The following is a 21,917-nucleotide window of genomic DNA, read 5'->3' as shown; positions in this document are numbered from 1 at the left end:
GACCTCCCGAAAACCCGTTCCCAGCGAGAGACATGCGCAGGCCAGTGACGAATACCTCTCCCAAAGGCACATCTCAGCGAGAGGTACCCGTCAGTCGACGGCAGACATCTCTCTCCGAACCACTCTTTTGTAAGACATTGTCACCATAAGGAACAGCGGACATCTCACGAAGCAGCCTGACCATATGCAGGCCGTCCAACACAGGCCGAATCCCCTGTCACGCCCGGCCACAAAAACACACACGAACCCGATACGACACCCGAAGTGACATACACTCCGGCCCCACAGAACGGAATCACAGGTCACGTCACAGCGCCTCTTCGAACATCTCATCCGTCGAACGCACGAGAAGATCGGGTTCCCGACACTCCCGCGCCGCACTGCCACCCCACACCCGCACTGCCACCCCACACCCGCACCGCACACATCCCGACCGGGCACCACCCTCCGCCACCACACCACCCTCAACCGCCCCCATTCGTGGACAGACCCTTGTCGGATTGAGATTCGCGTGCATACAATCACAATTGTCTATTGATAGCCCAACCCAAGGGGGAGTCCATATGCTCACGGACGAGTACGTCAAGCGCGTCTACGCGCAGGTCGAGAAGCGCGACGGCGATCAGCCGGAGTTCCTGCAGGCCGTGCAGGAGGTCTTCGAGAGCCTGCAGCCGGTCGTCGAGAAGCACCCGGAATACGAGAAGGCGGGCGTGCTCGAGCGCCTCGTCGAGCCCGAGCGCGTGATCAAGTTCCGCGTCGCGTGGACCGACGATGAAGGCAAGGTGCAGGTCAACCGCGGCTACCGCATCCAGTTCAACTCCGCGATCGGCCCGTACAAGGGCGGCCTGCGCTTCCACCCGACCGTCACCGAGAGCGTCATCAAGTTCCTCGGCTTCGAGCAGATCCTCAAGAACAGCCTGACCACGCTGCCGATGGGCGGCGCCAAGGGCGGCTCCGACTTCAACCCGAAGGGCAAGTCGGACGCCGAGGTCATGCGCTTCTGCCAGGCCTTCATGACCGAGCTGTCCCGCCACATCGGCCAGTTCACCGACGTGCCTGCCGGCGACATCAACGTCGGCGGCCGTGAGATCGGCTACCTGTTCGGCCAGTACAAGCGCATCCGCGACGAGTACTCGGGCGTCCTGACCGGCAAGGGTCTTGAGTTCGGCGGCTCGCTCGCCCGCACCGAGGCCACCGGCTACGGCCTGTGCTACTACACGGCCGAGGCCCTGCGCGTCCTGCGCAACGACTCCTTCGAAGGCAAGACCGTGATCATCTCCGGTTCCGGCAACGTGGCCACCTACGCCGCGCAGAAGGCCGAGCAGCTGGGTGCGAAGGTCGTCACCGTGTCCGATTCCAACGGCTACATCTACGATCCGAACGGCATCAACGTCGACGTGGTCAAGCAGATCAAGGAGGTCGAGCGCGGTCGCATCAAGGAGTACGCCGAGCGCGTTCCGGGCTCCGAGTACCACGAGGGCAGCAAGGGCGTGTGGACCGTCAAGGGCGACATCGCCCTGCCGTGCGCCACGCAGAACGAGATCGACGGCGAGTCCGCGCAGCAGCTCGTCGACAACGGCGTGACCGTGGTGTGCGAGGGCGCGAACATGCCGTCCACCCCGGAGGCGATCGCCGTCTACCAGAAGAACGGCGTGCTGTACGGCCCGGCGAAGGCCGCGAACGCGGGCGGCGTGGCCGTCTCCGGTCTGGAGATGAGCCAGAACTCCTACCGCCTCTCCTGGACCTTCGAGGAGACCGACGCCAAGCTCAAGTCGATCATGGAGTCGATCGTCGCCGAATCGTTGGCCGCCGCCAAGGAGTACGGCCACGAGGGTGATCTGATGCTCGGCGCCAACGCCGCCGGCTTCGTCAAGGTCGCCAACGCGATGGTCGCCCAGGGCGTGCTGTGAGCGTGCTGTGAGCATATAGAAGCATATAGGCCCTGTGGGTGAATACCCGGCATCGGGAATCCACCCACATTGACCACCCCTCATCAGGGGAGTCATGATTCAGTCGTCCGGCGCGTGGAACGAATCCTCTCTGTTCCATGCGCCGGATTTTTCATATTCCACAGGCTATCGTGCATTATCTGCGTTACAAGGGGTACTTTCCCTTGTTCTCCGACCTCTATCTCGTTTACGAGGGGTACCTATCGTAGGTATAAGGGATCAAAAACGGCTTGCGTGCAACGAGGCTAAGCCATTTTCAAGCTTCGATACCCGCAGTAGGTACCCCTCCTAAGCGAGATAGACGTCCGGGAAGCAGCAAAAGTACCCCTCGTAACGGAGTTACGGGCCCATACGTCTATCGACGACCGGACGCCCCGGACAGAGCCGACCGACCCGAGGATCAGACGAACGGGCGGATGACGCCGCGCGGGGTGCCGTACGCCCAGAGGCTGTTGAACTTCACGACCGGCACGTTCGCATCGATGATCTGGTCGTTGCCCAGATAGATGGCGATGTGGCCGGGCCAGGAGATGAGGTCGCCGCGCTGGCGCTGGTCGAGCGGGACGTGCATGAACCGGCCGTCGTTGAACATGTTGTTCGCGTCGTGGCTGTGCCACGGATCGTACCAGTGGTTCGACGGATTGTAGTCGCCGGAGATCTGCAGGCCGCCGGCGTACAGCGCCTGCATCACAAGTCCGGCGCAGTCGACGCCCTCGCCGGGACGCAGCGCGTAATCCCACACATAACGGGTGCCGAGGTATTCGTAGGCGCGGTTGATCATCGCGTCGATCGACTGCTGGCGGGTGGCGCTCATGCCGATGCGCGTCGGGGTCGCGAAGGCGAAGCGACCGCTGCCGGGCACCCACACGTTGCAGGAGCTCACCTGGAAGAGACCGGCGGGGTTCTGCCAGCCGCGCTTGCCGCAGCCGTTCCAGAACAGCGTGCCGTGCTGGAAGTCCTGCGCACGGCCCTGACCCCAGTCGTGCTCCTCGTCCGTCGGATAGCCGAGGTCACCGCCTTCGTAGCGGCGCGCGGCGTAGCTGTTCAGGATGCCGCCGGTGACGCCGTGCGCGCCCGTGGCGTCGGACCAGAACACCGTGCCGCCTTGGAACGTCTGTGAGCTGCCGCCGTCGCGCAGTCCGTCGAGCTGGTCGCCGGTCGGATAGCCGAGCCAGCCGTTCTCCCAGTTCTGCGACTTCCAGTAGTCCAGAATCGCGCCGCGAGTGGCGTGCGCACCAGTCTTGGGCGACCAGTGGATCTGCCCGTGTTCGAAGACCTGCGAGATGCCGCCGGCCCGGTTGAGCTTCTGCTCGTCGGAGGTCGGGTATCCGAGCGCGCCGGCGTCGTAGCCAAGCGCCGCGTACTTCTTCAGGAAATCGCCCTTCACGAGGTGGACGCCGCCGTTCGGGGACCAGTAGACGCGACCGCCGGCGAAGTCCTGCCAGTATCCGAGTCGCGAGCCCTGCACGCGGCCGCCGGACGGGACGCCGAGGTTGTGGCGCTTCCAGTAGTCGTACATGTCGCCGGTCAGGTCCATCGCGGACGCGGTGTCGGTGGCGGAGGTCGCGAAGATGATGCCGTTCGGGAACTGCTTGAAGTAGATGCCGTTCGGGTACTGGACGATGATGCTGTCAGTCGGCTGGCCGAACGCGTCACGGCCGGTGGCGGAGGAGGTGGCGGAAGAGGCCCCAGAGGCAACTCCAGCCCCGGTTCCGGTATTGCCGGTATTGCCGGCGCCCAGACCGGCCGCGCTACCGGCAGCAGAAGGCCCGGAGGCCCAGTGATTCCAGATCGCGGGGACGACCGTGTGACGCGGATCGTTGATCACCGTACCGCCGTCGAACGCCTGGCTTGCGGCGCCCTGCCCGGCAACCCCGCTCCCAAGCGAGACCGTGTCGCCCTTCGGATACCCGAGCCACCCGGCGCCCGCCTTCTGCGAGTTCCAGTAGTCGATGACACCCTGATCGGTCATCGCGAACGCGCCGTTCTTGGCCGACCACACGATGTCGCCGTGCTCGAAGCGCTGCACCTGGCCGCGCTTGGCCGAGTCGGCCCCGGCCTCGGCGACCGGGAATCCCAGCGCGCTCTTCTCGCCGCCCAGCGCGACGTACTTGACGCCGATTGCGTCGGCGCGCACGGCGACCGTCGCGTTCGTGGACGCGCGGTGATACAGCAGCCCGTGCTGGAACTGCTGCTTGACCCCGTCGCCGGTGTCGACCGCGGCGGCCGTAGGACGGCCGAGCCACAGGTGCGCGTTCCAGTAGGACTTCATCGGCTCGTTCACCTTCGGCAGCGCCTCGAACCGCCAGCTCTGCGCGGCCGTGCCGTTCGCCGCGTAGATCTGCACGTTCGCGCCGTTCCTCGCCGACGCGCCCGAAACGTCCAGCGTCAGGGCCGTCTGTCCGTCCAGACCGGACCTCAGCGTGACGGTTCCGTTGTTCGGCACCGCGATCCACTTCTGCGCGGCCGTGCCGTTCGCCGCATACTGCTGCACGTTCGCGCCCGGCCGCGCGTTGCCGCCGGACACGTCGAGCGGCTTGCCCGACTTCTCGTTGGTGATCGTCAGGTAGCCCTTGGCGTCCTTGGTGACGATCCAGCGCTGGGCCGCGGAGGCGTTGTCCTGATAGATCTGCACGTTCGCGCCGTTCCGGTTGCTTCCGGCGGACACGTCCAGCACGAGGTTCGAGCCGAGCGCGGAGACGATCGTGTACTCACCTTCCGCGATCACGTTCCTGTTGGCCGCGGCGAGCCGGTCGAGCTCGCTCAGCGTCGGGTCGACGGTCTGGTTGTTCTGGTCGGCTTCGGACTGGTCAGGCTGGTCGGACTGGCCTGCCTGACCGTCACCGGCCGTGCCGTCCTGGCCCTGCTGATTACCCTGTCCGTTCAGTCCGCCGACCTGAGTCCCGTCCGTACCGTTCCCTTCAACCGGCGACCCATCCGCGTCCGATTGCGGGTCGTCTCCGACGCCGGCTCCGGGCTGCGCCGAATCACCCTGATTCCCGGCATCCCCGGCCGACTGCGCGACATTACCGTTCCCCTGACCGGCACCGGAAGTCCCGTTGCCCCCACCGACTCCGACGCCATTCGCACCTTCCGACGTCCCGGCCGCACCGTACCCGTCGATTCCGTTGGCCGAATACCGTCCGACTTCGCCCGACTGCACCTGCGCGGTGCCGGAGGCTCTGCGAACATTCGGATTGACGGTCGATGCCTCCGCCGTGACCGGCAGGCACGCGGCCGCCATCAGCAGCGATCCCACGGCGAGCCCGGCGACCGCGCCACGAACCCCGTGACGCAGACGATCCTGAATCAGTGATTGACGCCCCATTGTTTCCCCTTCCGAAAACAACCCTCTCAACGCCCACCATTGTCGTGCGATACGACGACAGAACAGGCCCCGCAAGGCCGGATAGCTACGAAGAGCGTACGCCAAGGATTCCTCAGCGTACGCTCCGCGGGGTTACCGGGGGACGACCGGGATGACCGAGCACCCCGGATAACCGGACACCCCGGAAACCCCGGCCCCCGGAACCCGGATCAGATGAGCTGCAGGGTCACGTCGAGCGTCAGCGGCTTGTCGGCGGGCAGCTGGAACTCGGGGTGGACCGGGGCGCCCCACGTATCGTCGCCGCCGACGCCCATCTGGGCGGCGAGCAGGCGCAGGAACGTGTGACGAACCGGCGGCAGCTCGTTCTGGTGCGTTGCCTCCTCGAGCATCAGCGAGCTGTACGGCAGAAGGCTCACCGCGAACGGCGAGGCTCCCAGAGCCGCAGCGACGCGCATGCCGTGGCCGTCCACGTCGGTGACCTCGGCCCAGCGCACGCCCTCGTGGTTGCCGGTCTCCTGCGGCATCAGGTACGGCGCGCAGTCCTCGGCCGCGGTGCGCGAGTAGACGCCCAGCTTCGCGCCGTGCAGGCGGTCGGCGTACGTCTCCTCGGGGCCGAGTCCGTAGAACTTCAGGTGATCGTACTGCGCCGGCAGCATCCATTCGAGGCCGAACGCCGGCAGGGTCGGCGCGTCCTCCTCGCCCGCGTATTCGACGGTCAGGTGCACATGCAAGGCCGCGTCGACCTCGTAGCGCACGGTGACCGGCGTGCGCTTGGCGTCGGCGAGCTCGTAGTCGTAGCGTGCGACGAGTCCGGTGCCGTCGGCGGTCTTCTCGATCGACGTGCCGGTGACGCGGGCGTAGCGTCCGGCGGCGAACCACTGGGCGCGGTCGAAGCCGGAGCCGTTGCCGCGATCGTTGTCGACGAGCGCGCGGAACGTCGTCAGGTTCGGGCGGCGGATGACCATCTCGCGATCGCCGTAGCGGAACGACACCATGCCGCCTGCCGTCTTGGACAGGAGGACTTCGGCGACATCGGTGTGGATGCCGGAGTTGAAGCCGTCCTCGGCGATGACCGCGCGGGAGTCGCCAGCAGCGGCCTGAGCGGAATCGCCCTCACCGTCGCCATCGAACGACACGGCGGTCGTGTGCTGGCCGAACGCGAGCTCGTAGCCGGCCGGCGCCCAATCGGTCGCCTCGGCGAGACGCTGGTCGACCTCGTACGTGACTTCGGCGCGGCCGGACAGCGGCACCAGATCGGTGACGCGCGGGAACGCGATCGGCTCGCGGACCGTCTCGCCGGCGGGCACGTCGAAGCGGTAGTCGGCGTGCCAGCGCTCGACGCCGTCGACGAGGACGCGCGCGGTGAACACATACGCGCCGGTCGACACGAACAGGTTGTCGTTCGTGATCGTGACGCCGGACTCGTCGGGGACGAGCTTCACGTTCGCGTACAGCTGCTTGACTTCCTGCGCCTTGGGGGAGGGGGTGCGGTCGGCGAAGACTATGCCGTCGCCGGCGAACTCGTAGTCGTTCGGGCGATCGTCGAAGTCACCGCCGTAGGCGAGGCGCTCGGTGCCGTCGCCGAGGCGCTGGAACAGGGCCTGATCGACGTAGTCCCAGATGAAGCCGCCCTGGTACTTCGGGTACTTCTCGAGCTCGGTGTACAGGTGCAGACCGCCGGAGGAGTTGCCCATCGAGTGGCAGTATTCGCAGGAGATGTACGGCTTGACGGCGTCATCGCCGAGGTACTTCTCGACGATCTCGGCGGGCTTGGCGTACATGCGGCTCTCGATGTCGGTGGCGGCGGCGAACTCGGGATCGTTGAACACGCCCTCGTAGTGCACCGGACGGAACGGGTCGTTGGCGTGGAAGAAGTCACGCATCGTGTAGAACACGTCACCGCCGAAGGACTCGTTGCCGAGCGACCAGATCATGACGCTCGCATGGTTGTAGTCGCGACGCAGCATGCTCTCCGCACGGTCGACGCACGCGGCGCGCCACTCGTCCTTGCTGCCGGGGATCGCGCGGGCGGTCTGGAACACGTCGCCCGGATCGGTCCAGCTGCCATGGGTCTCGAGGTTGGTCTCGTCGAGCACGTAGATGCCGTACTCGTCGCACAGCTCGTACCAGCGGATCTGGTTCGGGTAGTGGCTGGTGCGCACGGCGTTGATGTTGAGTCGCTTGAACTCGCGGATGTCCTGGACCATGACCTCCTCGGACACCGCGCGGCCCTCGCGCGCGTCGAACTCGTGGCGGTTGACGCCCTTGAAGATCACGCGCTTGCCGTTGATCTTCATGATGCCGTCTTCGATGGCGAAGTGACGGAAGCCGATGCGCTGCGTCGCGACCTCGATCACATGGCCGTCGTCGTCGATCGCGGTGACGGCGAGCGTGTACAGGTTCGGCTCCTCGGCGCTCCACGGGGCGACCTTGGCGAGCTTCGTGCGCCATTCCATCGTCGTCGCGCCGGCGGAGTCCTTGACCTCCTGCCAGACGACCGATCCGTCGGCGTCGAGCAGCGCGGCCTCGAGCGACGCGGCCTTGCCCGCAACGCCCGCGTCCACGCCCTCGACCGTCGCCGCGACATCGAGCGTGCCCGCGCCGGTCGTGTGGTCGTAGTCGGCGTCGACCTTGAGGTTGCCGACGTGGACGGCCGGATGCGCGACGAGCTCGACCGAGCGGAAGATGCCGTGCATGCGCCAGAAGTCCTGATCCTCGAGCCAGCTGGCGGAGGAGTACTCGAAAACGGCGACGTCGAGCCTGTTCGCGCCCTCGCGCAGGGCGGACGTCACGTCGAATTCGCTCGGGGTGAAGGAATCCTCGGAGTAGCCGATGAACGCGCCGTTGAGCCACACGGCGATCGCGGTGGACGCGCCGTGGAAGGTCAGGGTGACGGTGTGGCCGGCGGCGAGCGCGGCGGCGACCTTCGGGGAGGCGGCGAATCCGCGGCGGTAGAACGCGACGTGGTTGTGCTCGGGGATGGCGGGCGCGACCGGCGCCTCGTGGCCGGACCACGGGTACTGCTGGTTGACGTACTTGTGGCTCAGGAATCCGCGGGTCTCGAGCGTGGAGGGCACGTCGATCGGCTGGAAGCCGGCGTCCGCGGCGTCGGTCCCGTCGCCGGGGCCGGCGAACGCTGCGGCCGGATCGGCGGCGAGCGCGTCCTTGCCGTATGCGGCGAGGTCGACGACCTTGACGTCCCATGCGCCGTCGAGGCTCTGCTTCAAGTCCATCGACTCGCCCGCGCCGGGGACGTGGTCGTAGTAGCGGTGGCTGGAGTGCGCGGCGAGGCGGTTGACCTCGAACGTGCGCGGGTCGTCGAGCCACGCCGGATCGAAGCGGTCCGCGCGCACTGCGGGTGCTGCGTGATCGAGCGGCTGAGTACTGGTCATAGTATGTGTGCCCTTTCTGTGTTCCGTTGTTGCGTCGTTTCGCGTCACTGCTCCATCGGCGCAACTCTGGAGTAAACCATTTACTAAATATAGTCTCCGGAGGGCACTGGCGCAAGTTACGCATACGTCAATCAACAGGACAATTCACCACGTCCCAAAACGACAACAATTCCATAAACGATTTAGTTACGCTTTTACTAACAAGGAAAGCGTCTTGCGCAAGAAGGCTGAGAAGACCGGCAAGCGCAACGAGGCCGTCACGCTGTCCGTGCGCCCGATGCTCGACAAGATCGCCGGCGCCCTGTCCAACGGCTTCGTCGGCTTCGTGGTGTTCGCGTTCTTCGTGAAGATCGACGAGAAGGCCCACGCCCGCATCGTCACCCGCATCGAGCGCAACATGCACGCCGACGACGGCTCCGCCAAGTACGGCAAGGAGATCGCCAAGGCCACGCTCCTCGGCAAGGACCTCAAGGGCGACCTCGCCGCCTGATACCGGTCGGTCCGTCCGAGGGCCGGGTTGCTGTTCTGAACCGCCCGGCCCCCGCTCCCGGCCCCCGGCCACCCCGCTCCCGGCTCCCAGCCGACTCCGGGAACTCACTCGCGCGCCTGATCCTATAGGATCCCCGGACGCGCGAGTTCGTTTATGCGCTAGGATGGACGTTAGTAAACGCATTACCAATCAGCTTGAGGGCGGCATCAAACGCACGATCCGCCCTGCGAAGGAGCAGCGAACAGCAACATGGTCACGATCAAGGAAATCGCGAAACAGGCGGGATTCTCACCGGCGACCGTCTCACGCCTGCTCAACGGCGACCCGACCTTCTCGGTCAAGGAGGAGACGCGCCGCAAGATCCTCGAGGTCAGCGAACGCCTCGGCTACGAACCGCAGGACCGCCAGTTCGTCGCGATGCGCGACGTCGCGGTGCTCGACGGCATCACCGATGACGAGGAGCTCAACAACGCGTACTACCGCGAACTGCGCTCGACCCTGCTCGACACCGCGCAGCAGCTGCATGTGACGTTGTCGTTCCACTCCGGAATCACCCATCTGATCGACAACGCGAACCAGTTCGACGGGTTCATCGCGATCGGCCCGCAGCTGTACCCGTACCCCGAGCTGAAGCGGCTGCACGACGCCCTGCCGCACGGCGTCTTCATCGACGTCAATCCCGCGCCGAACCTGTTCGACTCGGTCCAGCCGGACCTGCCGCAGACGATCCTTGACGCGCTCGATCTCGCGATGGCGCGCGGCATGCGCCGCATCGGCCTGATCGGCGGCACCGGGCGCATGATGGGCGGGCACGAATACCCGGAGGACATCCGCACGATGGCCTACCGCAACTGGTGCGAACGGCTCGGCTTGCCGACCGAGGGGCTCATGTTCGTCGACGGGCCGGTGAGTGTCGACAACGGACGCGAGCTAGGGGAGCGGGTCGTCGAGGCGTTCGCCGGCGACACGGCCGATGGCACGGCCGATAATGCGGCCGAAGGCGCGCGCGGCGGGCTGCCGGACTGCTTCATCGTGACCACCGACTCGCTGGCCGTGGGCGTGCTGCAGTCGTTCACCAAGGCGGGGATCGTCGTACCGCGCGATGTGGAGCTGATCAGCATCAACAACCAGTCGATCTCTCGGTACACCTCGCCGACCCTCACCACGTTCGACATCGACCAGCAGGCGCTGGCCCGCACCGCCCTGCACACGCTGTCCGATTCGCTGAGCTACGACACCGACATCAAGCAGCACACCTTCCTGTCCACCCGCCTCGTCGTCCGCGACAGCTTCACGCCGGCCGCGCAATAGGAAAAGCCGGGACCCGCGAGAAGCGGAACCCCGGCCGGATGAGAGGAGATTCGTGCGAAGTATGAGGGATCTATGAGGGATCTATGAGGGGTCTCGGGGAGGGTGATCGGCCTTCCCGGGATCATCCACGGCCCTCCCGGCCCCCTCTGACGAGGGGGCTGTCAGCACAGCTGACTGGGGGAGAGCAGAGGCTCAGGATCAGCCTTCCTTGACGGTGAAGCCCTGATCGTTGCCGTACTTGACCAGCGCGTCCTGGAAGGCGGACAGGCCCTTCACGAGCGTGGTGGACTTGTCGGTGTAGGCCTTGCCGACGTAATCGCCGTAGATGGTGTTGGCCTGGCCGGCGTAGGGCAGGAACTGGAAGGAGGAGGTGACCTGGTTGGCGGCCTCGGCGAGGACCTGGTTGTAGTCCTGATCGCCGAAGTAGGCGCGCACCTCGTCGGAGCCCTTGAGGAAGTCGGCGTCCTTCAGGGTGTCCTTGTCAGCCGGGAACGCACCGCCGTCGGTACGGATCTTGATGCCTTCCTTGCTGTGGTTCGCGAACTCGATGAACTTGTAGGCGGCGTCCTGGTTCTTGGAGGCGGCGGTCACGGCCAGCGCGGAGCCACCGTTCTCACCGTTGGACGGCTTGCTGGCGTCCCAGTTCGGCTGCAGGGCGACGCGCATGTTGCCCTTCGCGGCGGCGGAGTTGGAGACCAGGTTGGCCGGCATCCAGGCGCCCTCGAAGATGGAGGCGATGGTGCCGTCGCCGATGCCGCGGTTCCACTCGTCGGCCCAGGTGGCGACCTTCGTGTTGATGAGGTCCTCATCGATCAGCTTCTGCCAGTACTCGGCGACGGTCTTGACCTCGGGGTCGGACTTGAAGTTGATGGTGACGTTCTCGCCCTTGGACTCGTACGGCTTGGCGCCGGCCTGCCACAGGAACGCGGTCATGACCTTGATGTCGCCGGTGTCGGCGGTGATGTAGTAGTTCGGGCCGAGGGCGTGGATCTTCTTGGCGGCCTCGTAGTACTCGTCCCAGGTCTTCGGAACCTCGGTGACGCCGGCCTTGTCGAAGGTGGCCTTGTTGTAGAACATGGCCTGCGGGCCGGAATCCATCGGCAGCGCGTACACGCCGTCGTTGATGCTCACGGAGTTCCAGGTGCCCGGGGTGTAGAAGCTGTCGAAGCCGGAGGTCTTGTCCTTGATGTTGGCCAGCTGGCTCTGCTCGCCGATGACGAACTGCGGGATGGTCATGTACTCGAGCTGGACGACGTCCGGGATGCCGCTGCCGGCCTGGATCGCGTTGTTCAGCGAGGTGACGGTGGTGTCGGCCTTACCGGTGTTGTTGAAGTCGATCTTGATGTTCGGGTACTTCTTCTGGAACGCTTCGATGACCGGCTTGAGGGTGGGCTCCCACGCCCACAGGTTCAGCGTGACGTCGCCGTTCGCGTCTCCCGCGCTGCCCTGGTTGGAGGACGACGAACCGCCGCACGCGGCAACGGAAACCAGCATGGCTGCAGCGCCAATCAGTGCCACCGACTTCTTCATCGAGAAGCTCATGTTACTTGCCTTTCTCTTCCTTGAGGCTTTGTTGTTCCGGCCCCGCAACACTCCGTGTGACCGGTTACAGAGATGAGTATACACTGGTATGTAACCGGTCACAATACGCGTGTCGCTGCAACGGAGAGCAAACGACGACAAGACACGGAACAACGTCGCGGAAGGCAATCCCCGATAATGGGTGTACCGGCCGAGACAGAAGGACGAATACGATGACGTATATGAAGACGACAAGGAAAAAGGTCACGATACGTGACGTGGCGCAGCAGGCGGGCGTCTCCTACGGCACCGTCTCCCGGTATCTGAACGGCAACGACCACGTCTCCAAGGACGCTTCGGGACGCATCGCCGAGGCCATCAGGGAGCTCGAGTACACGCCGAACAGGGCGGCGCAGTCGCTGGCGCAGCAGCGTACGCTCACCGTCGCGCTGATCATCCAGGTCGAGTCGAACGAGACGATCGTGCAGGCCAGCGTCAGCGAGGCGATGACCGGCGCGAACCAGACGCTCGGCGACGCCGGCTATCAGATGGTCACGCTCATCGCCAACTCGGACGAGTCGACCGAGCGCATCGCCAAGCTGGTGCGCAGCGACTTCGCCGACGGCTACCTGCTGTTCTCGCTGAGCAACGACAACTCACTCGCCAACGCGTTCCTCAACATCAGCCATCCGGTGGTGCGTTCGGAGGCCGGGGACCGAGGCGACCTGCCGTATCCGGCGGTCGACTTCACGAACCGCGACGGACAGTTCAACATCACCCGGTATCTCCTCGACAAGGACCGCGCGGATCTCGTGTATGTGTGCGGGCCGGGCTATTCGCCATCCGCGGTGAACCGCCTCGAAGGCTTCAAGCGGGCGATGGGGGAGCGGTTCGACGAGCGTCAGGTCTACTATGCCGACGACTGGGAGATCACCAGCGGCGAGATGGCCGCGGTCGAGTTCCAGCCGATGCTCGACCACATCAACGGGTTCGTGTGCGCGAACGACAACATCGCGGTCGGCGTGATCAACCAGCTCACGCGCTTCGGCTACCGCGTGCCCGATGACATCGCCGTGACCGGTTTCGACGATTCCCCGATGGCGATCCTCGCCAACCCCAAGCTCACCACAATCCGGCAGGACTCGATCCTGCACGGACGCACGATGGCCGAACTGCTGCTCGCGATGATGCGCGGGGAGCAGGTGGAGGATCACTATATCAAGCTCCTGCCCACCTCGATCATCGAACGCCAGTCGGCGTGAAACAACGACCGTGTGGAACGCGGTGGGTGTTTCACGTGAAACACCCATCACTGCTGAACCAGCCCGCCCAAACCGATGTGCATACGTCCATGTTGCATCTCCCTTCTCCGATTTATAGAATCGTGATTTAGTAAATTACGATTCTATAAATCAGAGAAGAGTCCGGGACTATGTTCATAGGCAGACATCGCGAACTCGCCACCTTGCAACGTCGATGGAACACCAACGCCTTTGAATGCGTCGTCGTGTACGGCCGAAGACGCGTCGGCAAAACCACGCTGATCAACGAATTCCTCAACGACAGACCTACCATTTTCTTCTCTGCCATCGAATCCAGCGAGTCGCGGAATCTTGAAGCACTCAGCCGCAGTATCGCCCTGTTCGAGAAGGGTGATGCCGCGATGGAATCGGCACCCATATTCCGTAATTTCGAGGAGGCTTTGCATGCCGTCTTCGAACTTGCACGTACGCAACGTATCGCATTCGTCATCGACGAGTATCCATATCTCGCCAAAGCCGATCGGTCGGCCAATTCGGTGCTGCAGCACGCAATCGACCGCCATAAAGACGACAGCCGACTCATGCTTATCCTGTGCGGTTCATCCATGTCGTTCATGGAACGTCAGGTGCTCGGCTATGAAAGCCCGCTGTATGGCCGTCGTACTGCACAGATCAAGGTGGAACCATTCGGATACACGGATGTCCGACGGTTCCTGCCACGGTTCAGCGCGGAGGATGCGGCGATTGCCTATGGGCTGACGGACGGCATCCCGCAGTACCTGAATCAGATCGATGACTCCATGACCATTCGCGATAACATACGTTGGAACATCATCGATCCCGATTGCTATCTATTTGAGGAACCGGACAATCTGCTCAAACAGGAGCTTCGCAACCCGGCTGAATACAACGCCATCATCCAAGCGATCGCCTCGGGCTCCTCACGTTCGAACACCATAGCAACGGCCTGCCATATGGAAACGTCCAACTGTTCCACATACTTGCGCAATCTGATCGATTTGGGCATCGTGCGCAAGGAGACACCGTTCCAGCAGGATTCGACGCGCAAAACCATCTACAGGATCGAAGACTCGTTCTTCCGGTTCTGGTATCGCTTCGTACCGACGAATATGTCACTGATTCAATCAGGTCGATCCGATCTTGCGGCCGACCGTATCATGCGTTCGATCACCGATTTCATGGGCCAGGTGTTCGAGGACATCTGTACGCAATGGCTGTGGATGAGGAACGGGACCGACGACCTCCCGTTCCTGCTGTTGCAAACCGGTCGATGGTGGGGAGCCGATCCCCGCACTCGTCGTCAGGAGAAGATCGATATCGTAGGTTCAGGAGAAGATCCGAAACAGATGCTGTTCTGCGAATGCAAGTGGCGTAGCATCCCCAGCGGTATGAGAGAGCTTGAGACGTTGCAGCACCGCGCCGACTTGTTGCACGCAAACGACAACCGTTACATGCTTTTCGCCAAATCCGGCTTCGACGAGCCGGTACGCAATGCAGCCAGCAACGACGCCGCCATCACGCTCGTCTCCTTCGACGACATGTGATGACCAGCCCCGCACTGCACGGCCCCCCGTACCGACGCATCGCCTTGTCCCATCTAGCCAACCTGCACACGCAACCATGCATACGCAACGGAACAGCGAAACGAGGGACGCCGGACCAACACAAACGTCGGCCGGGCACGAGGACAACCCCCATGCCCGGCCGACGCGATACCCAATGACGGAGTCGAGGCGTCAGCCCCGGTTACTCCTTGACTGCGCCGGCGGCGAGGCCGGACTGCCAGTACTTCTGCAGGGCGAGGAACGCGATCACCAGGGGGATGATCGTGATCAGCGAGCCCGTGATCACCAGGTTCTGGATCGCCTGGCCACCGGCCGTGGACGCCTGGTCCTTCCACTGGTTCAGACCGATCGTCAACGGATACCAGTCCGCGTCCTTCAACATGATCAACGGCAGGAAGTAGTTGTTCCACGTCGCCACGATCGTGAACAACGCCGTCGTCACGATACCCGGCGCCAACAAGGGCAGACTGATCGTCCAGAACGTACGGAACTCACTCGCCCCATCAACACGCGCCGCCTCCAGCAGCTCCGTCGGCACCGCCTGCTCGCTGAAGATCCACATCAGATACAAACCGAACGGGCTGATCAGGCTCGGGATGATCATGGCCCACGGCGTGTTCGTCAAACCCAGCTTGGCGAACAGGAGGAACTGCGGCACCGCCAACGCGATACCCGGCACCGAAATGCTGCCGATGATGACGGCGAACACGGCCTTGCGGCCCGGGAACCGGAACTTCGCCAACGCGTACCCGCCCATGATCGCCAACAACGTGGCGCCGCCCGCGCCCACCACCACATACAGCAGCGTGTTCACCAGCCAGCGGCCGAAGATCCCGTCCTGGTACGTGAACACCGTCACGATGTTGTCCCACAGGGCGAACGTCCTGCCGAACCCCAGACCGAACGTCGACGTGAAGTCCGCCTGGGTCTTCGTCGCGTTGATCAGCAGGTACACGAACGGGAACAGGCAGTACACCGCGAAGACCGCGCACACCACCGTCATCCACACGCTCCGGCGCGGATTGTTCACATTCGCGAACCCGCTCCTCTGCGCCCTCTTCCTCTCGGCGGCCTCGTCACGCGCGACGCGCTTCTGGCGCTCCTTCTCCGCCTTCCTGGCGGCCCTCTCCTGGGCCCTGAGATCGGCCGCGCTCATACGACCGGGGGCAGTCTCAACCACGCTCATCACGCACGCTCCTTCACCAACACATCGGACATCATCATCGAAACCGGGACCATACGACGCGCCATCACTTCATCTGCTCCTTGAGGCTGTTGAGCTGCACCGCGTACGCGATCGCCATCGTGATCACCGCCATCGTGATCGCCAAAGCCGCCGCGTAGTTCGACTGGTTGCCGGAGAAGCTCAGGTTGTACGCGTACATGTTCGGCGTGTAATACGTCGTGATCGCGTTGCCCGGCACCATGTTCTGCAAAATGCTCGGCTCATTGAACAGCTGGAACGAGCCGATAATGCTGAAGATCACCGTGATCGCCAGACTGCCCTTCAACTCCGGCAGCTTGATGCTCTTCACGATCTTCCACTCCGACGCGCCGTCGATCGACGCCGCCTCATACAGGGAGTGGGGGATCGTGGACAGCGAGCTGTAGAAGATCAGCATGTTGTAGCCCGTGAACTCCCACGTCACGATGTTGCCGATCGACGCCAACAACACCGACGGCGCGAACATGTCCAGATCCGTGCCCAGCACACCGTTCAGCGAACCCACCAGACCGTACTTCGCGCCATACACGAAACCCCAGATCAACGTGGACACCACCGCCGGCACCGCGTACGGCAGGAACGTCGAGATACGGAAGAACTTCGTGCCATGCAGCTTCATCGAATCCAACGCCAACGCCATCAACGCCGACAGGAACAACATGATCGGCACCTGCACACACGTGAACAACGCCACACGACCAACCGAGCTCCAGAACTGGCCGTCCTGCAACAGACGCGCGTAGTTCTCCACCCCCACGAACCTCGTGCCACCGATCATCTGCTTCTTGAAGAAACTGATGTAGACCGCGTACACGATCGGGATGATGAACACGAACACGAACACCACCGCGAACGGCCACATGAACTTCCAACCACGCCAATCAGGCTTATGCCCATTCTCCCGCACCGCAGTGGAACGCACCGCCGCAGCCGAGGCCTGCGCTGAAGCCATATCGACTCCTCTCCTTTGAAAGAGCTGTTCCTCCATAAGAACAACCGGCACTGTAACCGGTCACAGTATGCACTATAGCACTCTTGTGACCGGTTACACACCGCATTCATATCTTTTTGGTAACGAATTTACTGAGATTGTTTACTACCTGAAAAACGGCGATTTACCGATCACCAATCCAACGGACGCCGATACCACACATCGTCCGGCACCACCGGCTTGATCGTGCCGTCGGCGTTGAACTCGAGCAGTGTGAACGGAACCCCGTTGAGCGTACGCTGCCGGCGGCTCAGCGTACGCTCAACGGGGTTTTCTCGACGCCCATCCGGCAAAACGTACCCTTACCGAGCATGAGCGTACGTTCTACCGGATGGCACGAATAATGACCCGGTCAAACGTACGCTGACGATGGGGGAACGTACGTTCCCGGTGGCACCGGCCGCCATACCCACAGGGAACGTACGACAAACTCGTGGACTAGGAGCTACGCATCCTCATCGGCCGCCAATACCCACAGGGAACGTACACGGCCCCCACCACCGACACCATGAGCACCCATAGGCAACGCACACCGGCCACCACGGGTACTCCAGAGGAACCTACATCAGAGGACCAGGGTGTATCCCACAGGGAACGTACACGGCCCCACCACCGACACCACCACACGGGCCCACCGGTCAGGTGGGTATCACCGACATTTGTATGAATTCACGTACAACATGTACATGAATTCATACAAAATCGTGTACATCAAGTACAGAAACAGAGATAAATCTGTGTACACAGGTGGATGAAATCGCGTACCCCATTGGACGTACGCTGCCGGTGGCTCAGCGTACGTTCAGCGGGGTCTTTTCGTCGTCCATCCGGCGAAACGTACTCTTACCGAGGCTTAGAGTACGTTCTGTCGGATGGCACGAATGATAACCCGGTCAAACGTACGCTGACGACGGGGAAACGTACGCTCCCGGTGGTATTGACGTCCATACCCACGTGGAACGTACGTCCTCGACGCGGCCATCCCGCCCTCAACGGTCACAAGGAACGTACAATGGCCACCCTGAGTACTCCACAAGCCACCCCGGATACGGGAAAGGCTCCCCTGAGGGAGCCTTTCGAAGGGTGATGGGATGGGATCGGACTGGAAACCAGCCGCCCGTGTCACCGGCCGATCACCGGTTTGCACCAACCGGTCCGTACCGGCCAGTCAGTACAACCCGGCCCGTACCTGCCGACCACCGTTGGTACCAACCGGTCACTACCAACCAGTCAGTACCGGCCGATCACCGTTGGTACCAACCGATCAGTACCAAACCGGCCCGTACCAACCGGTCAGTCGTCGCCGAGAGTGACGTGGATGCCGCCGACGAGGGAGCTGACGACGTTGTAGATCGCCGCGAGGATCGTGCACAACAGCGTCCACAGGACGATGCCGACGATCGCGAGGATCGTGACGACGGACAATACGGTGGGCAATGACAGGACGCTGTCCAGGTTGAAGTTGTCTGTCGCGAGGCCGGTGGAGGAGACGATGCTGGCGACGTGGCCGAACACGCCGACCGCGCTCAGCAACAGCCACACGAGCGTGGCGGCGACGATCTGGATGATCGCGCCGGCGACGCCCATCATGAACGACACCTTGGCGACGCTCCACACGTTCAGGCGCGTGAGCGACAGGTTCATGCGGCGGGCGCGCGGGGTGCCGCGGCGCACGGCCGGGCGGACCGGGGCGCCGGAGGCCGATTCGGCGCTGCGACCGGCCTCGCCGACGATCGGCTTGTTGGACACGGAACGCGCCACACGCGGGTGCCCCTCGCCGGCGGGCTGGCCAACGGGCTGTCCGGCGGACTGTCCGGCAGGGGAGACGACCCCGGGCTGTCCGGCGTCCGACGGTTCACCGGACGCGACGCCGGCGACCGGCTGCTCACCCGTCGGGATCGCGGTCGTCGCTCCGGATTCGGGACGCTCCGGCAGCGCCACCTCGGGCACGGCGCCCTGCTCTTCACGGTTGTCGCTCATAATGCTCCTTCACGATTCCGCTGGTCGTTGGCATGAGATGAAAATCTGTAGCCGAGACTAGCAATGTTCGCAGACGATTACTCGCCTTCCGCCGGGTTGTTCACATTCTCCGTCTGGTCGCCCTGCGCGACCGTGGACTCGGCAACAGACTCAGCCACGGACTCGGCAACGGACTCGTCATCGCCCGAGGCCGCATCCTCGTCCTTCTCCGCGTTCAGCGCGATCGAGATGATCTCGTCGCCCTTGTCGGGCTTGGCCAGCGTGACGCCCTGGGTGTTGCGGCCGGTGCGCTTGACCTCGGCCACGTCGGAGCGGATCACCTTGCCGGACTTCATGATCGCCATCACCTGATCGTCCTCGGACACAACGAGCGCGCCGACCAGCGAACCGCGGCCCTCGGCCAGCTGCACGGCCTTGATGCCGAGGCCGTTGCGGCCCTGGAGACGGTATTCGGAGATCGCGGAACGCTTGGCGAAGCCCTCGTTCGTGACGACCAGCAGGTCCTTGTCGGTGTCGCCCCAGACGACGTCCATCGCAAGCAGCTCGTCGCCGTCGCGGAACTTCATGCCCTGCACGCCGGCGGTCTGGCGGCCCATCGGGCGCAGCTGCTCGTCGTTCGCCTCGAACTTGAGGCTCATGCCCTGCTTGGAGACGAGGATGATGTCGTCCTCGGCGTTGCACAGCGCTGCGCCGATCACCTCGTCGGCGTTCCCGCCGTTCTCGCCGGTTTCACCGCCCATCAGGCGAATCGCGATGAGTCCGCCCTGACGCGGCGAATCGTATTCGGCGAGCGCGGTCTTCTTGACCTTGCCGGAGCGGGTGGCGAGCACCAGGTACTTGGTCACCTCGTAGTTCGGGATGGACAGCACGGCCTGGATGGTCTCGTCCGGGCCGAACTGCAGCAGGTTCGCCACATGCTGGCCCTTGGAGTCGCGCGACCCCTCAGGCAGCTCGTACGCCTTGATGCGGTACACGCGGCCCTTGTTGGTGAAGAACAGCAGCCAGTTGTGCGTGGACGTGAGGAAGAAGTGGTCAACCACGTCGTCCTCGCGCAGCTTGGCGCCCTTGATGCCCTTGCCGCCGCGGTGCTGGGCGCGGTATTCGTCGGCCTTGGTGCGCTTGATGAAGCCGGAGTGCGTGACCGTGACGACCACGTTCTCCTCGGGGATCAGGTCCTCGTCGGTCATCTCGCCGGAGAACGGCAGGATGCGCGTGCGACGGTCGTCGCCGTACTTCGCGACGATCTCGTCGAGCTCGTCGCCGACGATCGTACGCTGGCGCTCGGGCTTGGCGAGGATGTCGGCGTAGTCGGCGATCCTGCGCTGCAGCTCGTTGTGCTCGTCGATGATCTTCTGGGCCTCCATGTTGGCCAGTCGCACCAGCTGCATGGACAGGATCGCGTCGGCCTGCACCTGATCGATGTCGAGGAACTCCATGAGCTTCGGACGCGCGTCCTCACGGCCCTGGCTGGAGCGGATGAGGCGGATGACCTCCTCGATGGCGTCGAGCGCCTTCAGCAGGCCCTGCAGGATGTGGTCGCGCTCCTCGGCCTCGCGCTTCAAGTACGCGGTGCGGCGGGCGATCACGTCGAGCTGGTGGGCAACCCAGTGGCGCACGAACGCGTCGAGCGAGAGGGTGCGCGGCACGCCGTTGACGAGGGCGAGCATGTTCGCGCCGAACGTCTGCTGCAGCTGGGAGTGCTTGTACAGGTTGTTGAGCACGACCTTCGGCACGGCGTCGCGCTTGAGCACGAGCACGAGGCGCTGGCCGGTGCGGCCGGAGGTCTCGTCGCGCATGTCGGCGATGCCCTGGATCTTGCCGTCGCGCACGGCCTCGCGGATCGAGACGACGAGACGGTCCGGGTTGACCTGATACGGCAGCTCGGTGACCACGAGGCACATGCGCCCCTTGATCTCCTCGGTGTTGACGACGGCGCGCATCGTGATGAGGCCGCGGCCGGTGCGGTACGCCTGCTCGATGCCCTTGTGGCCGAGGATCGTCGCTCCGGTGGGGAAGTCCGGTCCCTTGATGCGGGCGATCAGCGCCTCGAGCAGCTCCTCGCGGCTCGCGTCCGGGTGCTCAAGCGCCCAGTGGACGCCGTCGGCGACCTCGCGCAGGTTGTGCGGCGGGATGTTGGTCGCCATGCCCACGGCGATGCCGGACGAGCCGTTGACCAGCAGGTTCGGGAAGCGCGAGGGCAGCACGGTCGGCTCCTGCGTCTTGCCGTCGTAGTTGGGCACGAAGTCGACGGTGTCCTTGTCGATGTCGCGCACCATCTCCATCGACAGCGGTGCCATGCGGCACTCGGTGTAACGCATGGCGGCGGCCGGGTCGTCGCCGGGGGAGCCGAAGTTGCCCTGGCCGTCGACGAGCATGTAGCGCATCGACCACGACTGGGCCATGCGCACGAGGGTGTCGTAGATCGCGTAGTCGCCGTGCGGGTGGTACTTGCCCATCACATCGCCGACGACGCGGGAGCACTTGTTGTAGCCGCGGTCGGGTCGGTAGCCGCCGTCGTACATCGCGTAGATCACGCGGCGGTGCACCGGCTTCATGCCGTCGCGCACGTCCGGCAGGGCGCGGTCGACGATCACGCTCATCGCGTACGCGAGGTAGGAGTCACGCATCTCCTGCTGGAGGTCGCGCTTCTGGATGCGTTCGCCGGTCATGAGGCCGTAGTCGGTGTTGTCGGCCTCCTGCGGGCTCAACGGCTCCATCGAGCCTTCGCCCGTGGGCTGATCGTTGATCTGGCCGTCGTCATTGGTATTGTCGTCTGCCACTGTCGTTCCTTTAGTCGTTCAAGTCGTAAGCCACTCATAGCCCCCTCTGATGAGGGGGCTGTCAGCGAAGCTGACTGGGGGAGAGAACGCGGTCTCTCCCTC

General features: G+C 63.9%; 12 protein-coding genes and 1 pseudogene. 6 read left to right on the top strand and 7 right to left on the bottom strand.

The genetic code is table 11. From position 1 onward, the window contains the following. Positions 1-563: 563 nt before the first annotated feature. Positions 564-1,910: an NADP-specific glutamate dehydrogenase gene (gene gdhA, locus CSQ85_RS06930; protein WP_150383445.1), complete on the top strand. Its 1,347-nt coding sequence runs from the start codon at positions 564-566 to the stop codon at positions 1,908-1,910. A gap of 439 nt (positions 1,911-2,349) precedes the next feature. Here the strand turns inward: gdhA and CSQ85_RS06925 are convergent, their stop codons facing one another. After that, entirely contained in the window at positions 2,350-5,277 is a 2,928-nt protein-coding gene (locus CSQ85_RS06925) for an RICIN domain-containing protein (RefSeq protein WP_150383444.1), read from the bottom strand. 209 nt (positions 5,278-5,486) lie between these two features. Continuing rightward, positions 5,487-8,669 (bottom strand): glycoside hydrolase family 2 TIM barrel-domain containing protein, encoded by a 3,183-nt coding sequence (locus CSQ85_RS06920; RefSeq protein ID WP_150383443.1) that lies wholly within the window; start codon positions 8,667-8,669, stop codon positions 5,487-5,489. Positions 8,670-8,901: 232 nt separating this feature from the next. Between CSQ85_RS06920 and CSQ85_RS13060 the strand changes: the two are divergent. Next, a pseudogene (locus tag CSQ85_RS13060) lies at positions 8,902-9,159 on the top strand (glycoside-pentoside-hexuronide (GPH):cation symporter); the annotation flags it as partial. A 249-nt stretch (positions 9,160-9,408) separates the two neighbouring features. Then, positions 9,409-10,470, top strand: a complete 1,062-nt coding sequence (locus tag CSQ85_RS06910) for a LacI family DNA-binding transcriptional regulator (RefSeq protein WP_150383442.1) — start codon at positions 9,409-9,411, stop codon at positions 10,468-10,470. Between the two features lie 198 nt (positions 10,471-10,668). Here the strand turns inward: CSQ85_RS06910 and CSQ85_RS06905 are convergent, their stop codons facing one another. Beyond that, positions 10,669-12,012 carry an ABC transporter substrate-binding protein gene (locus CSQ85_RS06905; protein ID WP_150383441.1) on the bottom strand — a complete coding sequence of 448 codons (1,344 nt, stop codon included), beginning with the start codon at positions 12,010-12,012 and terminating at the stop codon, positions 10,669-10,671. Between the two features lie 212 nt (positions 12,013-12,224). Between CSQ85_RS06905 and CSQ85_RS06900 the strand changes: the two genes are divergently transcribed. Together CSQ85_RS06900 and CSQ85_RS06895 are read left to right on the top strand one after the other, a co-directional pair. Further along, positions 12,225-13,253 carry a LacI family DNA-binding transcriptional regulator gene (locus tag CSQ85_RS06900; protein ID WP_223846884.1) on the top strand — a complete coding sequence of 343 codons (1,029 nt, stop codon included), beginning with the start codon at positions 12,225-12,227 and terminating at the stop codon, positions 13,251-13,253. Positions 13,254-13,423: 170 nt separating this feature from the next. Next, positions 13,424-14,818 carry an ATP-binding protein gene (locus CSQ85_RS06895; protein ID WP_150383440.1) on the top strand — a complete coding sequence of 465 codons (1,395 nt, stop codon included), beginning with the start codon at positions 13,424-13,426 and terminating at the stop codon, positions 14,816-14,818. Between the two features lie 202 nt (positions 14,819-15,020). On the opposite strand, the gene CSQ85_RS06890 is transcribed toward CSQ85_RS06895, so the two are convergent. Continuing rightward, positions 15,021-16,025 (bottom strand): carbohydrate ABC transporter permease, encoded by a 1,005-nt coding sequence (locus tag CSQ85_RS06890; protein WP_190972937.1) that lies wholly within the window; start codon positions 16,023-16,025, stop codon positions 15,021-15,023. Between the two features lie 64 nt (positions 16,026-16,089). Further along, positions 16,090-17,016, bottom strand: coding sequence for a carbohydrate ABC transporter permease (locus tag CSQ85_RS06885; protein WP_190972936.1), 927 nt, complete (start codon positions 17,014-17,016; stop codon positions 16,090-16,092). Positions 17,017-17,101: 85 nt separating this feature from the next. Between CSQ85_RS06885 and CSQ85_RS13055 the strand changes: the two genes are divergently transcribed. Beyond that, the gene (locus tag CSQ85_RS13055) at positions 17,102-17,239 is read left to right on the top strand and encodes a hypothetical protein (RefSeq protein WP_190972935.1); all 138 of its coding nucleotides are present in this window, start codon (positions 17,102-17,104) and stop codon (positions 17,237-17,239) included. Between the two features lie 1,109 nt (positions 17,240-18,348). On the opposite strand, the gene CSQ85_RS06880 is transcribed toward CSQ85_RS13055, so the two are convergent. Beyond that, the gene (locus CSQ85_RS06880; protein WP_395956536.1) at positions 18,349-18,816 is read right to left on the bottom strand and encodes a DUF3566 domain-containing protein; all 468 of its coding nucleotides are present in this window, start codon (positions 18,814-18,816) and stop codon (positions 18,349-18,351) included. Between the two features lie 296 nt (positions 18,817-19,112). Next, on the bottom strand, positions 19,113-21,815 hold the full coding sequence (gyrA, locus tag CSQ85_RS06875; RefSeq protein WP_190972934.1) for a DNA gyrase subunit A: 2,703 nt from the start codon (positions 21,813-21,815) through the stop codon (positions 19,113-19,115). Between the last annotated feature and the right edge of the window lie 102 nt (positions 21,816-21,917).

The sequence above is a fragment of the Bifidobacterium rousetti genome (genome assembly GCF_008698235.1).
In the GTDB taxonomy this organism is placed as follows: domain Bacteria; phylum Actinomycetota; class Actinomycetes; order Actinomycetales; family Bifidobacteriaceae; genus Bifidobacterium; species Bifidobacterium rousetti.
The sequence above is the reverse complement of the archived record's forward strand: the minus strand, read 5'-3'. Positions and strand labels throughout refer to the sequence as shown.

Coding starts and splice junctions, on each gene's coding strand:
- gdhA (WP_150383445.1), top strand. CDS start 564: ATGCTCACGGACGAGTACGTCAAGCGCGTCTACGCGCAGGTCGAGAAG.
- CSQ85_RS06925 (WP_150383444.1), bottom strand. CDS start 5,277: ATGGGGCGTCAATCACTGATTCAGGATCGTCTGCGTCACGGGGTTCGT.
- CSQ85_RS06920 (WP_150383443.1), bottom strand. CDS start 8,669: ATGACCAGTACTCAGCCGCTCGATCACGCAGCACCCGCAGTGCGCGCG.
- CSQ85_RS06910 (WP_150383442.1), top strand. CDS start 9,409: ATGGTCACGATCAAGGAAATCGCGAAACAGGCGGGATTCTCACCGGCG.
- CSQ85_RS06905 (WP_150383441.1), bottom strand. CDS start 12,012: ATGAGCTTCTCGATGAAGAAGTCGGTGGCACTGATTGGCGCTGCAGCC.
- CSQ85_RS06900 (WP_223846884.1), top strand. CDS start 12,225: ATGACGTATATGAAGACGACAAGGAAAAAGGTCACGATACGTGACGTG.
- CSQ85_RS06895 (WP_150383440.1), top strand. CDS start 13,424: ATGTTCATAGGCAGACATCGCGAACTCGCCACCTTGCAACGTCGATGG.
- CSQ85_RS06890 (WP_190972937.1), bottom strand. CDS start 16,025: ATGAGCGTGGTTGAGACTGCCCCCGGTCGTATGAGCGCGGCCGATCTC.
- CSQ85_RS06885 (WP_190972936.1), bottom strand. CDS start 17,016: ATGGCTTCAGCGCAGGCCTCGGCTGCGGCGGTGCGTTCCACTGCGGTG.